A 16,316-nucleotide genomic window follows, 5' to 3' on the forward strand; every position below is an offset into this window, starting at 1 on the left:
GAGCCATAACCCCATCCCATTGTCCGGGTCTGCACGCCATTCCCTGACCACTCGAAAGCGGCAGGCTGAACCTGTCCACACGCTTGAACCATGCCGGACTGCAGACCGTCACGCACCACTCCTCTGTACCTTGCAGGGTACAGGCCGTCTGATATCACGGATTAGGTGGTGCACTGGGTTTGGTCAAGATAATTCGTCGAAAAACCGGCGAATGGTTAAGGGGTGGCTAGCGAATGGCCAGCGGCCCCGCGAAGGACCGCCAGAAAAATGGCTACTTTACCCGAATAACGTGATGAATTGCTCAGTTTCGCTCGAGATTGCCGAGAATCCGACTGAGCGTTTTCTGGCACAGCGCGATTTCTTCCTCGGTGATCCCCGCCAGCACTTCGTTGCGAACGGCGGCGGCGATATTCTCGATGTCGGTGATCAGGACGTCTGCCTTGGGGGTCAGGGCGATGCGCTTGGCGCGGCGATCCTCGGCGACAGCCTGGCGGCGAACCAGGCCCTGCGCTTCGAGGCCGTCGAGCAGGCGGGCCAGGGTCGGCCCTTCGACACCGACAGATTGGGCCAGCTCGCGCTGAGTCGGAGCGGCGGAGTGGCGCGCCAGGTGCAGCAGCACCAGCCAGCGCGCCTGGGACAGACCAAGATGGCTGAGACGGCGGTCGAGTTCGGCCCGCCATGCACGCGAAGCCTGGGCCAGTTGGGTACCGAAGTAGTGCTTATCGTTATCTGACATTGTTCCGCAAATTTCGGGAGTGAATCGGCTAAGTTGATTTGACTAATTATTAGCCAGCTAATCAAGACCGTACAATGACAGATTGTCGCAGGGTGTAAATCGCTACTTCACCATTTCGCGTACTGGTCCTCGACGAATCCCCACAGGTTCTCGATGCGCACCTCGGCCTGCCCCGCCGGTCGCAGCACGCCGCTGAAGCGTCCGAATATCTGCTTGAAGTTGCTCGCCAGCACGCCAAGGTTCAGCCGCTCCTGGTGCAGGCCGTGGGCTTCGAAATGCAGCTCGACCTGGCCGTCGTGGGAACGAATGGTCCAGGGTTGCAGCGGGTGATCGCGGTCGAACTCGAAGCGCACCGTGTCAACCTTCACCAGTTGGCCGTCGAGCCAGTAGCAGTTCTCGGTGAAGCTGGTCTCGTTGACCCCGCACGACAGGTTCAGCCCGATGCGCCGCCCTTCCGTCTCGCCGGACAGGCACGCCCAGTTCCAGAAGGTCTCGCGGCGCATGTAGCCGGCGGACCAATCGTGGTGCGCGTAGGCATCCAGCGCACGCAGGTCGTAATTGCCCAGCGCGCTGCGCACCTCACCGTGGCAGTGCACGCCGGCCACCTTGCGCGCGTAGACCCAGCCGTTCACCGCGGTCGGCGTACAAATACTCATGGGCTCGAACGTCGGCTGCTCTTCGCTGAAGCGCGCGTCGATACGCGTGCCGTCGTCCAGCTCGACCAGTAGACGCTTCTCGAAGGGCGAGGTGCTGTTCTCCAGGCGCAGCAGGTTGCGCCCCTGGCGCAATTCACAGACTCCGTCGTTGGGCGTCTGCGAGAAGTTCGAGCCCATGCCCAGCGGGCACTTGAACTGGCGCTCGATCATCCGCCCGCTTTCGGGGTGATAGAGGTAGACGAAACCGATGGTGAGCAGGCTGACATCTGCCAGTGCACAGCCGCCGATCAACGTCGGGCTGATCAGGCCGAAGTATTGGAACTGATGGAAGCTGCGCCACTTGCTCAACGCGCCGAGGCGGCGGCCCATGGGTGAGCGGAAGTCGAAGTCGCGGTAATTGATAGTCGCCGGGGTGCCGGGAAAGATGCCGTAGTGCGGTTGGCCGTTGGGCTGGATCAGCTGCTGCATGGGCGCGGGCTCGGTGGCAAGGTCCGGCGCATGCTAGCACCGGGCCTGCGCGTGCCGCAGTCACGCACGGCGCCAGCTCGGGGGACCGAATGGGCCATCAGGCGACGACCTGGTTGCGCCCGAATGCCTTGGCCTCGTAAAGCGCACGGTCAGCGTGTTCGTAGATGCTGCGCAACGGGTGGCCGGTCTCCGGCCATAGGCAGGAGACGCCGATGGACAGCGTCACCTCATCCGCCGTCAGCGACCCCTCGTGGGCGATGCCCAGGGCTTGCACCGACTCGCGCAGCACTTCAGCGCGCTCCTTGGCTTCGCGCTCACTGGCGCCGTAGAGCAACACGGCAAACTCCTCGCCGCCCAGGCGCACGGCCATGTCCAGCGGGCGCCGCGCGCTGGCCGTCAGCACCTCGCCGATTCGCTGCAGCACGCCGTCGCCGGCCTGGTGGCCATAGCGGTCGTTGTAGGCCTTGAAGTGGTCGACATCGCAGAGCAGCAACGCCAGCCCCACGCTTTCGCGCTGGGCCTGGCGCCACAGGCGCTCCAACTGGCGATTGAAGCTGCGGCGATTGTGCAGGCCGGTCAAGGCGTCGTGCTCGGCCATGACCTTCAGCAGGCGGCTGATCAGGAAATGCTGGCGGGACTTGTAGTCGAGCAGGTAGCAGCCCACGGCGCCGACCAGGTTGCCGAACAACAGGAACACCACGTTGCTGATCAGCTTGGGCAGCGGTAACCCGGCGTACAGCTCAAAACCCACATAGGCCAGCAGGATCACGGAGGCGCAGCCCACCGCCTCGGTAAAGCGCAGGCCGATCAGGAAATACGCCGCCATGCTGACCAGCAGCAGCCCCTCGTAGGGATAGCTCTGGTCCACGGTATGGGCGATACCCGCCACGGCCGCCGCACCGATGCCGACGCTGAGGATGCAGGCCAGGCTCAGCGGCACCAGCAAGTGAATATGCCGACGCTGCAGGATCAGCCCGCCGCAAACGCTCAGCAGCACCAGCACGCCGATACGCACGGCAAGCATCTGCCAGTGCTCGGGACCACGGATGAGGAGGAAATCGATGGCCGCCAGCGCCAGCCAGATCAGCACGCCGATGGTCAGCGCGGTGCGCTTGAGATCGAAGCTGTCTTCCAGCAGGTAATGGCGGTACTGGGTCTCGAGGTCGGGTTCGAAACGCAGGCGGCGAAAGCCCCGGGAGAGCTGTTCGGCATAGGCATTGGAGCGGACGTCGTCCAGCCAGCTTTGTTGTTGTGGCACGCTCACCTCTTCTCGTGGAGGTCTAAGTGCCACCATAGCCGTTCGGGACGTGCGTCACAAGTTTGTCAGTTTGCCCCGTCACGAAAATGACGGAGCAATGGCCTGACGAAAAAAGATCTTGCCGCAGGAGCGGACTCCGTCCGCGATCGACTGGCCCAGCTCCCTGGTCGACAGGAGCGAACGGTGAACCGATCGCGGACAAAGTCCGCTCCTACACGGGTGTTGCGGTCAGACTTCCAGTTCGGCCTGCAGGGCGGCGCGCACGCAGTGCAGCACGCCCAGCGGCACGCGGCCTTCGAACAGCTCGGCGATGGCGCTCACCAGCGGCAGCTCGCCGTCTTCGTCGAGGAAGGCATCCTGGACTTCGCCAAGCAGCTCCTCGGGCAGGTCCAGCGCTTGCTCCAGAGTCAGTTGCTGCTTGCCGATGGCTTCGGCCAGCAGGCTGTAGACGTTCTTCTCGCTGCAATCGAGCTGGCGGGCGATCTGCGCGGGGGTCATGCCGGCGCGGGCCAGCGTCACCAGTTCGTGGCGCAGGTCAGTGACCGGTGCAGGCGCTTCGGGTGCCGCCGCGGACTCGGTGAGCACATCGAGGAAGGCCTGGCCGTAGCGCTCCAGCTTGCGCGCGCCGACGCCGCTGACCTGGGCCATGGCGGACAGCGTGGTGGGCTGGCTGCGGAGCATTTCCAGCAGAGTGGCGTCGGGGAAGATGACGTAGGGCGGCACCGAATGTTCTTCGGCCAGCTTGCGCCGCAGGGTACGCAGGGCTTCCCACATCTCGCGTTCTTCCTGGCGCACCAGTTGGCTGGCCGGGCTGGCGCCGCCGGAGGAGGAGGACTTGCTGCGCTGCGGCTTGGGATCGCGGCGCAGGGCCAGCGTCTCTTCGCCACGCAGCAGCGGGCGGCAGGCCTCGGTCAGGCGCAGGCCGTTGAAGCCATCGACGTCCACGTCGGCAAAGCCTCGGGCGACCAGTTGGCGGAACAGCGTGCGCCATTCGTCTTCACCACGGGATTTGCCGATGCCGAACACCGCCAGGTGCTGGTGCCCGACGCTGCGCACCTTTTCGGTGTCCTTGCCCAGCAGCACGTCCACCAGATGGCCGACGCCGTAGCGCTGGCCGCTGCGGTAGATGGCCGAGAGGGCCTGGCGCGCGGGCTCGGTGGCGTCCCAGGTTTCCACGCCGTCGACACAGATGTCGCAATGGCCGCAGGGGTTGGGCATCACCTCGTCGAAGTAGGCCAGCAATGCCTGGCGGCGGCAGCGGGTTTCCTCGCACAGCGCCAGCATGGCTTCGAGCTTGTGCCGCTCGACGCGCTTATGGCGCTCGTCGCCCTCGGAGTTCTGCATCATCTGCCGCAGCAGCAACACGTCCTGCAGGCCGTAGGCCATCCAGGCGTCGGCGGGCAGGCTGTCACGGCCGGCGCGGCCGGTTTCCTGGTAGTACGCCTCCAGGCTCTTGGGCAGGTCCAGGTGCGCGACGAAGCGCACGTTGGGTTTGTCGATGCCCATGCCGAAGGCGATGGTGGCGACCATGATCAGCCCTTCCTCGTTGAGGAAGCGCTTCTGGTGATAGGCGCGCAGGTCATTGGACAACCCGGCGTGGTAAGGCAGCGCCGGGAAGCCCTGGTTGGAGAGGAACTCGGCGACCTCCTCGACCTTCTTGCGCGACATGCAGTAGACGATGCCCGCGTCGCCGCGCCGTTCGGCGAGGAAGCCCAGCAGCTGCTTGCGCGGCTGCTCCTTGGGCACGATGCGGTAGAAGATGTTCGGCCGGTCGAAGCTGGAAAGGAACTGCTCGGCATCCTGCAGGTGCAGGCGCTGGATCATCTCCTCGCGGGTGCGCATGTCCGCCGTGGCGGTCAGGGCGATGCGCGGCACATGCGGGAACAGCTCGGCAAGCTGGCCCAGTTGCAGGTATTCGGGACGGAAGTCGTGGCCCCATTGCGACACGCAGTGCGCTTCGTCGATGGCGAACAGGCCGATCTCCAGGCGCTGCAGGAAGGCCAGCATGCGCGGCTGCACCAGGCGTTCCGGGGCCAGGTAGAGCAGTTTGATCTCACCGCGCTGCAGGCGGTCGGCGATGTCGCGCTGGGCCTCGGGGCTCAGCGAGGAGTTCAGCGCCGCCACCGGCACGCCCAGTTCGTCCAGCGTGGCGACCTGGTCTTCCATCAACGCGATCAGCGGCGAGACCACCACCGTCAGGCCTTCGCGCAGCAGCGCCGGGACCTGGAAGCACAGCGACTTGCCACCGCCGGTGGGCATCAGCACCAGGGCATCGCCGCCGCTGGCCACGCGCTCGATGATCCGCGCCTGATTGCCGCGGAAGGCGTCGTAACCGAAAACGTCTTTGAGGATGCGCAGGGCCTGATCGAGCATGGGGGACTCCGAATGAAGCCGCGCATTATACGCAAGCGATCCCACTGCGGCCGGCACCTTGTCCGGGAAACTGCGGAAAAATCCGCCACATGCGTCCGAGGTCTGCGTCGGAGCCCTGCGTCGGCGCGGGCTGCACGGGCATTTGGCTTTTGCCGCGGGCCCGCGGAAAGACTACAATTCGGGACCGATCACCTCCGAGGTAGTACCCGATGTCCTTCGCCGACCAATTGTCCCGCCTGCAAGCCTTTCTCGATGCCGATGACCTGCACGAGGAAGCCTTGGACTACGTGGCGGCACACGGCTACCTGACCGCCCTGGCGATCTGCCCGGAGGAAGTGCCGGAGCGCGAGTGGATCGACGCCCTGTTCGCCGAGCCGCCGCACTACCGCAGCGAGGAAGAGCGCAACGAGATCGAGTCCACCCTGGTCCAGCTCAAGGCGCACATCATCCGCCAGATGGCCGGTGACGAGGAACTGGAACTGCCCTGCGAGCCTTACCTGGGCGACGAGCCGGACGACTCCGACATTCGCGGCTGGTGCATCGGCTTTATGGAAGGCGTGTTCCTGCGTGAGGCCATCTGGTTCGAACAGGCCGAGGAAGAAGTCAGCGAGCTGCTGCTGCCGATCATGGTCGGTTCCGGCCTGTTCGACGAACAGCCCGAGTTCGACGAGATCGCCAGCGACCGCGGGCTGGTGGACGACATGGTCGCGCAGATCCCCGAGCTGCTGACCAACCTGTTCCTGCTGTGCCAGGCGCCGGAAGAGAAACCGGCGCTCCTGAAGCCGCGCACTCACTAAGCGTTCGATGCCTTCGCGGGAAATCCGCCAGAGCCGCCACGCCTGGGTTCGCTACTGCCTGCTCGGCGTGGGCTGGCTCAGCGTGGCACTGGGCGTGATCGGCATCTTCCTGCCGGTCCTGCCTACCACGCCCTTCCTCCTGCTCGCCGCCGCCTGCTTCATGCGCAGCTCCCAGCGCTTCTACGACTGGCTGGTGAACCACCCGAAGCTCGGCCCGTGGATTCGCGACTATCTCGACGGCGAAGGCATTCCGCTCAAGGGCAAGGTCTACGCCATCGGACTGATGTGGTGCAGCATCCTGGTTTCCGGCTTCATCGTGCAGCGGCCCTGGGCCTGGGCGTTCATGCTGACCAGTGCGACGCTGGTGAGCATCTACCTGATCCGTACCAAGACCCGGCGGCTGGACTGAGTCCTCTGCAGGCTCGAAGACCCTCTCCCTAGCCCTCTCCCCAGCCCTCTCCCTGAAGGGAGAGGGAGCCGTTTGGTGGGCATGGGTACAATCGCGCCGAGCTTCTCAAAGCGTAGAAGACTGCCCCCTCTCTCTGAAGGGAGCGGGAGCCATTTGGTGTGCATGGGTGCAATCGCGCCGAGCTTACAAGGCGCAGAAGACTGTCCCCTCTCCCTTCAGGGAGAGGGTTAGGGAGAGGGCAAACGCCCAAGCGCCGAAACGCCGAAACGCTCAGACTGGCACTACCGCCCCGACCAGCCCATCATCATCCGGCCGCCTGACCACCGGCCCCACTGCATCTACGGTGAAGCCAAAGGTATTCACCCCACCCTCGCTGCGCACGAACACCGAGCCGCCATGCATGCTCGCCACCGCCTTGACGATGGACAGCCCCAGCCCATGGTTGCTCTGGCTGTTGGCGCGGGCCATGTCGGCGCGGTAGAAGCGCTCGAACAGGCGCGCGCGCTGCTCGGCGGTGATCGGCTCGCCGGGATTGCTGACCTCCACCAGCGCGGCGCCGCGCTCGCCACTCAGGCGCACCTCGATACGGCCGCCCGGCGCGGTGTGCTGGGCGGCGTTGTACAGCAGGTTGGTCACCGCACGCTGGAACAGTGCCCGCTCGACACAAGCCCGCGCGTCACCGCGCAGGTTCACCTGCACACCCTGCTCATCGAAGATCACCTCGAGGAAGTCCAGGGTGGTCGCCACCTCGGTCGCCAGCGAAGTTTCCACCCGCTCGGCGGCCAACCCGCCCTGGTCGACGCGGGCGAGGAACAGCATGTCGTTGACGATGGCGCGCAGGCGCTCCAGCTCTTCCAGGTTGGATTGCAGCACCTCTTCGTAATCCTGCGCGCTGCGCTCGCGGGACAGCGCCACCTGGCTCTGGCCGATCAGGTTGGCCAGCGGCGTACGCAACTCATGAGCGACATCGGCGTTGAACGACTCCAGGCGCAGGTAGGCCTGCTCCAGTCGGTCCAGCGCTTCGTTGAAGGCGCCAGCCAGCGCCGACAACTCCGCCGGCAACCCTTCCAGGCGCAGGCGCTGGGAGAGCTGCTTCGGACTGATCTGCCGCGCTTCGGCGGAAAGCTCATGCACCGGTCGCAGGCCGACCCGCGCGATCCAGTGCCCGCATAGCGTCGCCAGGGCAATGCCCAGCGCGGACAGCACGAAGAGGGTGATCAAAGTGGCGTGGCGGGCATGCTGGAAGGCCACGCTGTCGATCGCCGCAAGCAGCACCAGCGCCGGGCGACCGCCACTGGCCGGCAGCACACCGACACGGGCGCTGAGCGGCGATTCATGCTCGGGCAGTTCCAGTTCGGCGTAACCGTTGCCGCTGCCGAGCATCCGCAGCACCGCATCGTTGGGCTGGCCGTAGCGGAAGCGAGAATCGTCGCTGTCGATCCAGAAGCGGATCAGCTGGTACTCCTGGCTCAGGGTGTTGAGCTTGAGCTGCATGTGCGGCCAGCGTTCGGCGAGGTCCGGCTTGTCGAGCATGCGCGCGACCATGTTGAAGCGGGTGTCGAGCTCCGATCGCTGCAACCGCTCGATCTGCCCATCCAGCACGCAATACAGGGCCGAGCCGATGAGCAGGAAGATACCCAGCGCGGCGGCAGCGAACATGCCAGCCAGGCGGGTCGACAGCGACAGGCCTCTCACGCTTCGCGCTCCTGGGCCGCGCGACTCTCCAGGACGTAGCCCATGCCGCGGATGGTATGCAGCAACTTGGTGTCGAAAGGCCCGTCCAGCTTGGCGCGAAGACGCTTGATGGCGACCTCGACGACGTTGGTGTCGGTGTCGAAATTGATGTCCCAGACCAGCTCGGCGATGGCTGTCTTGGAGAGGATTTCCCCACTGCGCTGGGCCAGCACACAGAGCAGCGAATACTCCTTGGCGGTCAGCTCCAGGCGCGTGCCGCCACGCTGGACGCGGCGGCTGACCAGATCGATGGCAAGGTCGGCGATGCGCATCTGCGTCGCGCTCTCCAGGTGGGCGCCACGACGGGTCAGAGCCTGCAGGCGCGCCACCAGTTCGAGGAAGGAGAACGGCTTGATCAGATAGTCATCGGCGCCTTCACGCAAGCCGCGCACGCGATCTTCCACACGCTCGCGGGCGGTGAGCATGATCACCGGCGTCTGCCGTTGTTCGCGCAAGGCGCGCAGCACACCGTAGCCATCGATGCCGGGCAGCATCACGTCGAGGACGATGACGTCGTATTCGCCGTTGAGCGCCAGGTGCCGGCCGTCGATGCCGTTGCTCGCGACATCCACGGTGAAACCCTGCTCGCTCAGCCCGCGCTGCAGGTAGTCGGCGGTCTTGCTCTCGTCTTCGACAATCAGTACGCGCATGCCCGTTCCTCGTTCGCCACGCCCATCATCCATGCTACCCAGCCCCGCCTCACGCCGCACCTTCGATCAGCGCCGGCGCGGCCTGGCGGTGGAACAGCCGGTCCAGCGCCAGGTACACCACCGGGGTGCTGAACAGGGTCAGCGCCTGGCTGACGATCAACCCGCCGACCACCGCCACGCCCAGCGGCTGACGCAGCTCCGAGCCGGTGCCGAAGCCGATCATCAGCGGAATGGCGCCCAGCAGCGCGGCCAGCGTAGTCATCATGATCGGCCGGAAGCGCGCCAGGCACGCCTCGCGAATCGCGTCATAGGGCGACAGCCCGCGCTGGCGTTGCGCGGCCAGGGCGAAGTCGACCATCAGGATGCCGTTCTTCTTGACGATGCCGATCAACAGCACCAGACCGATCAGCGCCATCACCGAGAACTCCAGCCCCCAGCCCCAGAGCAGGAACACCGCACCGATGCCCGCCGAGGGCAAGGTGGACAGGATGGTCAGCGGGTGCACGAAACTTTCGTAGAGCACGCCAAGGATCACGTATACCGCGAACAGCGCGGCGAGGATCAACAGCGGCTGGCTCGCCAGCGAACTCTGGAAGGCCGCCGCAGCGCCCTGGAATTCGCCGCTGATGCTGGACGGCATGCCGATCTCCTCCTGCGCGCGCTGCACCAGGCCCACCGCATCGCCCAGGGCCACGCCCGGCGACAGGTTGAAGGACAGGGTCACCGCCGGGAACATGCCGTTGTGGTTGATCTGCAACGGCCCGGACTTATCCGGCACGACCCGCGCCAATGCCGCCAGCGGGACCATCTCGCCGGTCAGTGGCGAGCGCAGGTGGAACCACGCCAGGCTCTCGGCGCGGCCGCGCTGCCGCGCATCCAGCTCGAGGATGATCTTGTACTGGTTGACCTCGGTCTGGAATTCACCGACCTGGCGCTGGCCGAAGGCGTCATACAGCGTCTGGCTGACGTCCTCGGCGGACAGCCCGAAGCGCGCCGCCGCCACCCGGTCGATCTGCAACGAGGTCACGCTGGCGCCCATCTGCAGGTCGTTGGAGACGTCCTGCAGGCCGCCCTCCTCCTTCAGCCGCTGGGTCAGGCGGTCCGCCCACAGCGCCAGCGCCGCGCTGTCATTGCTGCGCAGGGCGTACTGGTACTGGGTGCGTACCGGGCCGGTGGCGAGGTTGATGTCCTGGGCCGAGCGCAGGTAGAGGACGATGCCCGGCACCTCGGCCAGCTTGGGTCGGATGCGGTTGATGAACTCGTCCACCGACACATCGCGGTCGCCGCGGTCCTTGAGCACGATCCAGAAGCGCCCGTTGGACAGGCTCTGGCTACCGCCGGTGATGCCGATGGCGTGGTTGTAGCTCTGCACCGCCGGATCGGCGGCGATGATGTCGGCCAGTTGCTTGTGCTTCTGGGCCATGTCGGCATAGGAGATGTCCTCGGCGGCCTGGGTGGTGCCGAAGACGAAGGCGGTGTCCTGGGACGGGAAGAAGCCCTTGGGAATGCCGACGTAGCCGCCCACTGCGATGGCCACGCAGACCACGAAGCCGGCGAGCACGGTGCGCTGGTGATGCAACGACCAGTCCAGCCCCTTGGCGTAGCGCGCCAGGAGCCAGCCAGCGATACCGCCATCCTCGCTCCCATGCTTTGGCGCGCCCATGAAGCGCGAAGCGAGCATCGGTGCCACGGTCAGCGAGGCCAGCACGGAAATCAGGATGGCGGCCGTGACACTGACTGCGAACTCGCGGAACAGCCGGCCGACGATGCCACCCATGAACAGCAGCGGGATGAACGCGGCGATCAGCGAGAAGCTGATGGAGACCACCGTGAAGCTGATCTCCGAGGCTCCGGCCAGCGCCGCCTCGACCCGATCCTTGCCCTGCTCCAGATGTCGGTGGATGTTCTCCACCACCACGATGGCGTCATCGACGATGAAGCCCACGGCGATGATCAGTGCCACCAGCGTCAGGTTGTTCAGCGTGAAGCCCAGCAGGTACATGGCCGCGAAGCTGGCGCTGAGCGACACCGCCAGCACCGTGGCGACGATCAGGGTCGCCGACAGCTGGCGCAGGAACAGGCCCATCACCAGCACCACCAGGCCCATGGTCAGCAGCAGGGTCAGTTCCACTTCGTGCAGCGAGGCGCGGATGGTCCGGGTGCGGTCGTTGAGCACTTCCACCTCGACGCCCGCCGGCAGCATCTCGCGCAGGCGCGGCAACTCGGCCTGAATGGCATCGGAGGTCTCGACAATGTTCGCGCCGGGCTGGCGCAGGATCACCAGCGCAACGCCCGGCCGGCCATCCGGCCAGGCCTGTACGTAATCGTCTTCCGGCGCCTTCACCACCTTCGCCAGGTCGCGCAGGAACACCGGCGCGCCGGCACGGTAAGCCACCACCAGATCGCCGTATTCTTCAGGGCTGAACAACTGGTCGTTGGCGGCCAGGGTGGACACGCGGCCATCGCCGAACAGCGCACCCTTGGCCAGGTTGATGCTGGCCGATTGCAGCGACTGGCGCAGGTCGGCCAGCGTCAGACGGTAGGCGGCGAGCTTCTCCGGCTGCGCCTGGATGCGGATCGCCGGGCGCTGCTGGCCGACCACGAAGATCTGTCCCACTCCGCTGATCTGGCTGAGCTGACGCGCCAGCAGCGTTTCAGACAGGTCACTGAGTTCAATCAGCGGCATCAGCTCGGAGTTGACCCGCACGATCATGATCGGACTGTCCGCCGGGTTGATCTTGCGCCAGGTGGGCAGGTTCGGCATGTCTGCCGGCAGTCGTCCGGCGGCAGCGTTGATCGCAGCGGTGACTTCCTGGGCGGCGACGTCGATGTTCTTTTCCAGGTCGAACTGCAGCGTCAGGGTGGTCGAACCCAGCGCACTGGTGGAGAGCATCTGGGTGATGCCGGGAATGGCGCTGAACTGCACCTCCAGCGGAGTCGCCACCGAAGATGCCATGGTCTCCGGGCTGCCACCGGGCAGTAGCGCCTGCACCTGGATGGTGGGGAAATCCACCTGCGGCAGCGGCGCCACGCCGAGGCGGAAGAATGCCAGCAGGCCAAGCAGCAACGAGGCGATGGTCAGCAGGCAAGTGGCGATAGGGTGGCGCACGCACCAGCCGGACATGCCGGCGCGCACGCTCATGGTTCGCTCCGGCGGGCCAGGGCCTGCACGTCGCCCTGCACGTCCACGCGGGCGCCGGGGGTCAGGCGCGAGTGGCCGTCGAGCACCACTTCATCGTCCGCCGCCAGACCTTCGACGATGGTGCGACCGTCCACTTCCTGGACGATACGCACCGGCACCTTCTGCGCCTTGCCGTCCTCGATGCGGAACACGAAGGCGCCGTCCAGGCCACGGCGCACCGCGTGGCTGTCCAGCACCAGGCCGTTGCGCAGCACGCCGGATTGCAGGTCGATGGCGACGAACTGCCCCGGCCAGAGCTGGCCGTCCTTGTTGTCGAACACAGCGCGCACGCGGATGGTGCCGGTGCTGCTGGCGACCTGGTTGTCGATGCTGCGCAGGTGGCCCTCGCCGAGCACTTGGCCGCCGTCGCGGCTGCGCGCAACCACCGGAGAATCACCCTTCATCAGCGGTTGCAGCTGCGGCAGGTTTTCCTGCGGCAGGGCAAAGACCACCGAGATCGGCGACATCTGGGTCACGCTGAACAGGCCGTTGCTGTCGTTGGTGCGCAGCAGGTTGCCAACGTCCACGTTGCGGATACCGACGCGGCCGGCTACGGGTGAGGTGATACGGGTATAGGACAGGCGCACCCGCTCGGCGTCGATGGTGGCGTCGTTGCCGCGCAAGGTCGCGCGCAGGCGGGCGGCTTCTGCCTCGCTCTGCTCCACCGTCTGCCGGGATATCGAGCCGCGCTGGATCAGCGTCTGGTAGCGCGCCAGGTCCTGCTCGACGATGCGCAACTGCGCCTGGTTGCTCTGCTTGGTGGCTTCGGCCTGCTCCAGCGCGGCCTTGATGGCACGGTCATCGATGGTCGCCAGCAGTTGCCCCTTCTCCACCATCTGCCCCTCCTCGACCAGCAGGGCGGTGAGCTGGCCTTCCACCTGCGGGCGCACCAGCACGCTGGCCAGCGAGGTGACGGTGCCGACGCCATCGATGTTCTGCGTCAGGTCTTCGCGGGCAACGCGCGCCAGGGTCACCGGCACTCCGGCTGCCTGGGCTGCGGCCTGCGGCGCCTCGTGGCGGCCGGCAAAACCCCAGATGCCCGCTCCCAGCGCCGTCACCCCCAGCAACCCTGCTGCCAGCCAAACCCGCCGTTGCCCCTGCATCCCGCTCTCCTGCGTCTGGTTCGGCCACAGCGGCCGCATCCTGGGGTTATAAGCCCGCCGTCGGGACCGGATGCTGACCCTTAAATGACAATCCTGTCAGTTTCACCGGCAAGGCCCGTATGACGCGGCCTTGCGCCCAGTGGCGATACGCCAGCGCAAGTTTACGAAGAGCGCCTAGACTCCACACATCCCACATGGAGCGCTGGCGATGCAGCCACCCCGAGGAGCCCTTAGGCTGTTCGCCAGCCCGCTGCGTCTGCGGGCCGGTGCGCTGCTGCTCGCGCTCCTCGCACTGACCGCCGGCGCCGCCTGGAACTTCGACACCATCCTGAAGAATGCCGAACAGCGCTACGGCAACCTCGGCACCGCCAAGACCCGCATCGAGTCCTGGGGCCGGCTCATCCAGGACAGCGAGAACCTCGACGAAAACGCCAAGCTCAAGGCGGTCAACGCCTTCTTCAACGGCGCCCTGGTGTTCACCGACGACCGCACCGTCTGGCACCAGGAGGACTACTGGGCGACACCGGTGGAATCCCTCTACAAGGGCGCCGGCGACTGCGAGGACTACTCCATCGCCAAGTTCGTCACCCTGCGCCGCCTCGGGGTCGCCAGCGACAAGCTGCGCATCACCTACGTCAAGGCGCTGCAACAGAACCAGGCGCACATGGTGCTCACCTACTACGCCTCCCCCACTGCCGAGCCGCTGGTGCTGGACAACCTGATCCCGCAGATCAAACCCGCTTCCCAGCGCAAGGACCTCCTGCCCGTCTACGCCTTCAACGCCGAGGGGCTGTGGCTACCCGGCCCCGGCGGCGGCAAGCGCACCGGCGACAGCAAGAAGCTGTCGCGCTGGCAGGACCTGTTGACCAAGATGCGCGCCGAGGGCCTGGACCTCGACGAGACGCGATAGGAGAACCCCGGCATGTCATTGCTCAAGCAACTGTTCCTGGCGATCTGCCTGTTCCTCGTGGTGGCCTTCGCCGGCAGCTTCGCCGCCAGCCTGGAAAGCTCCCGCGAGCAGATGATCAGCCAGTTGCGCTCCCACGCCCAGGACGCCGCCACCGCGCTGGGGCTGTCGCTCACCCCACATGTGGACGACCCGGCGATGATCGAGCTGATGGTCAGCTCCATCTTCGATTCCGGCTACTTCGCCACCATCCGCGTAGTCAGCATTCCCGAAGGCAAGGTCATCGTCGAACGCGACAGCGATACGCAGAACCAGCAAGTACCGGCCTGGTTCGCCAAACTGGTCAACCTCAAGGCCCAGGGCGGCGACGCGCTGATCATGCGCGGCTGGGAACAGGCCGCGCGGGTCGAGGTGGTCAGCCATCCGCAGTTCGCCCTGGCCAAGCTGTGGGACGGCGCGCTGGGCAGCCTCGCCTGGCTGCTGGCCTGCGGGCTGGTCAGCGCCATCCTCGGCGGCTGGCTGTTGCGCACCCAGCTCAAGCCGCTGGATCAGATGGTGCAGCAGGCCCACGCCATCACCCGCCGCGAATTCCTCACCCTGCCCAAGGAGCCGCGCACGCCCGAACTCAAGCGCGTGGTGCAGGCGATGAACCAGATGGTCGACAAGCTCAAGGCGCTGTTCGCCGAGGAAGCCACCCGCAGCGAGAAGCTGCGCGAAGAGGCCTACCAGGACAGCCTCTCGGGCCTGGCCAACCGCCGGCTGTTCGACGCACGACTGGACGCGCAACTCTCGCCCAGCGAACAGAACGCCGCCGGTTATCTGCTGCTGCTGCGCCTGAACGACCTCGCCGGACTCAACCAGCGCCTGGGCGGGCAGCGCACCGACGCGCTGATCCGCGACGTCGCTGAGCTACTGGAGCGTGAGCGGGAGACCCACGGCACTCCGGACTGGCTGGCCGCGCGCAGCCGCGGCGGCGAATTCACCCTGCTCGCTCCAGGCGTCGACAGCGCCAGCGCCGAACTGCTGGCCGACCAGCTCAGCGCCGCCCTGGAAAACCTGCGCGGCACTGGCGCCAGCGACTGCAAGCCGGTCGCCCACCTTGGCCTCGCGGCCTTCCGTCCTGGCGAATCCGCCGCCAGCGTGCTGTCCCGCGCGGACCAGGCCCTGGCGCAATCGCAATCCTCACCCGATCGCCCCTGGCAACGCCTGGACAGCTCCGGCGGCCAGCCCGCGCAGGACTCTCGCGCCTGGCGTGAATGGCTCGATGACGCCCTGCAGAAGGGCAAGCTGCAGCTGTGGTTCCAGCCCGTGCGAGCCTGCGCCGAAGGTGGCGAGGTGCTGCACCAGAAGGTCCTCGCGCGGCTGCTCGATCCAAAGGGCGAGGCCATCGCGGCCGGGCAGTTCCTGCCCTGGATCGAACGCTTCGGCTGGTCCGCGCGCTTCGACCTGGCGATGCTCGAACACGCCCTTGCCCACCTCGCCCAGCAACCGGCACCGCTGGCCCTGTCGCTCTCGGCGGAAACCGTGCGCAGCGCCGAGCCGCTGCGCCAGCTCTTCGAAATCCTGCGCGCCCACCCGCAGGAAGCGCAGCTGATGACCCTGGAAGTGGACGAGCGCTACCTGCCGCCACCGGCTGAGCTGGAGAAGCTCGCCCAATCGGTGCAGGAAGTCGGCGCCAAGCTTGGCTTGCAGCACTTCGGCGGGCGCTTCAGCCTGATCGGCAACCTGACCCGCCTGGGCCTGGCGTACCTGAAGATCGACGGCAGCTACATTCGCGCCATCGACCAGGACAACGACAAGCGCCTGTTCATCGAAGCCATGTACCGCGCCTCCAACAGTATCGACCTGCCGCTGATTGCAGAGATGGTGGAAACCGAGGGTGAGCTGCAGGTATTGCGGGAGATGGGGATTGCCGGGGCGATGGGACGGCTGGTCGGGCCGCCGAAACCGTCACAGCGAAATGGGGGGTAGGACGCCGGCCTTGCCGACAGATTTCAGGCAAGGCCCGCGACTTCAGACCCGCTCCGGCGTATCGGTTTGCGTA

Annotated in this window: 12 protein-coding genes; 4 read left to right on the plus strand and 8 right to left on the minus strand. The window is 66.2% G+C overall.

Features of this window, described 5'->3' with window-relative positions; genetic code table 11:
- Positions 1 to 301: 301 nt before the first annotated feature.
- From slyA to recQ, 4 genes are all read right to left on the minus strand, one after another.
- Positions 302 to 736 carry a transcriptional regulator SlyA gene (gene slyA / locus ACNFH5_RS09135; protein ID WP_169940203.1) on the minus strand — a complete coding sequence of 145 codons (435 nt, stop codon included), beginning with the start codon at positions 734 to 736 and terminating at the stop codon, positions 302 to 304.
- A gap of 107 nt (positions 737 to 843) precedes the next feature.
- Entirely contained in the window at positions 844 to 1,860 is a 1,017-nt protein-coding gene (locus ACNFH5_RS09140) for a DUF2804 domain-containing protein (RefSeq protein WP_416745286.1), read from the minus strand.
- 97 nt (positions 1,861 to 1,957) lie between these two features.
- Complete coding sequence (locus ACNFH5_RS09145; protein WP_416745287.1) at positions 1,958 to 3,154, minus strand: diguanylate cyclase domain-containing protein; 1,197 nt, start codon at positions 3,152 to 3,154, stop codon at positions 1,958 to 1,960.
- Between the two features lie 192 nt (positions 3,155 to 3,346).
- The gene (gene recQ, locus ACNFH5_RS09150; protein ID WP_416745288.1) at positions 3,347 to 5,491 is read right to left on the minus strand and encodes a DNA helicase RecQ; all 2,145 of its coding nucleotides are present in this window, start codon (positions 5,489 to 5,491) and stop codon (positions 3,347 to 3,349) included.
- 209 nt (positions 5,492 to 5,700) lie between these two features.
- Here recQ and ACNFH5_RS09155 point away from each other — a divergent pair, with 209 nt between their 5' ends.
- Positions 5,701 to 6,288, plus strand: a complete 588-nt coding sequence (locus ACNFH5_RS09155) for a UPF0149 family protein (protein ID WP_416745289.1) — start codon at positions 5,701 to 5,703, stop codon at positions 6,286 to 6,288.
- 7 nt (positions 6,289 to 6,295) lie between these two features.
- Positions 6,296 to 6,697 (plus strand): YbaN family protein, encoded by a 402-nt coding sequence (locus ACNFH5_RS09160; RefSeq protein WP_416745290.1) that lies wholly within the window; start codon positions 6,296 to 6,298, stop codon positions 6,695 to 6,697.
- Between the two features lie 270 nt (positions 6,698 to 6,967).
- Here ACNFH5_RS09160 and ACNFH5_RS09165 read toward each other — a convergent pair whose 3' ends face one another.
- The 4 genes from ACNFH5_RS09165 to ACNFH5_RS09180 are packed head-to-tail and all read right to left on the minus strand — an operon-like array spanning position 6,968 to position 13,365.
- Positions 6,968 to 8,383 (minus strand): heavy metal sensor histidine kinase, encoded by a 1,416-nt coding sequence (locus tag ACNFH5_RS09165; RefSeq protein WP_416745653.1) that lies wholly within the window; start codon positions 8,381 to 8,383, stop codon positions 6,968 to 6,970.
- Between the two features lie 5 nt (positions 8,384 to 8,388).
- Positions 8,389 to 9,081, minus strand: coding sequence for a heavy metal response regulator transcription factor (locus tag ACNFH5_RS09170; protein WP_253444129.1), 693 nt, complete (start codon positions 9,079 to 9,081; stop codon positions 8,389 to 8,391).
- A 49-nt stretch (positions 9,082 to 9,130) separates the two neighbouring features.
- On the minus strand, positions 9,131 to 12,223 hold the full coding sequence (locus ACNFH5_RS09175; RefSeq protein WP_416745291.1) for a multidrug efflux RND transporter permease subunit: 3,093 nt from the start codon (positions 12,221 to 12,223) through the stop codon (positions 9,131 to 9,133).
- Entirely contained in the window at positions 12,220 to 13,365 is a 1,146-nt protein-coding gene (locus ACNFH5_RS09180) for an efflux RND transporter periplasmic adaptor subunit (RefSeq protein WP_416745292.1), read from the minus strand. Before ACNFH5_RS09180 ends, ACNFH5_RS09175 begins: the two co-directional genes overlap by 4 nt.
- 208 nt (positions 13,366 to 13,573) lie before the next feature.
- Here ACNFH5_RS09180 and lapG point away from each other — a divergent pair, with 208 nt between their 5' ends.
- Entirely contained in the window at positions 13,574 to 14,275 is a 702-nt protein-coding gene (gene lapG / locus ACNFH5_RS09185) for a cysteine protease LapG (protein ID WP_416745293.1), read from the plus strand.
- Positions 14,276 to 14,287: 12 nt separating this feature from the next.
- Positions 14,288 to 16,243 carry a cyclic di-GMP receptor LapD gene (lapD, locus tag ACNFH5_RS09190; protein WP_416745294.1) on the plus strand — a complete coding sequence of 652 codons (1,956 nt, stop codon included), beginning with the start codon at positions 14,288 to 14,290 and terminating at the stop codon, positions 16,241 to 16,243.
- Positions 16,244 to 16,316 lie beyond the last annotated feature (73 nt).

The organism is Pseudomonas sp. NY15435 (assembly GCF_048068295.1).
In the GTDB taxonomy this organism is placed as follows: Bacteria; Pseudomonadota; Gammaproteobacteria; order Pseudomonadales; family Pseudomonadaceae; genus Pseudomonas.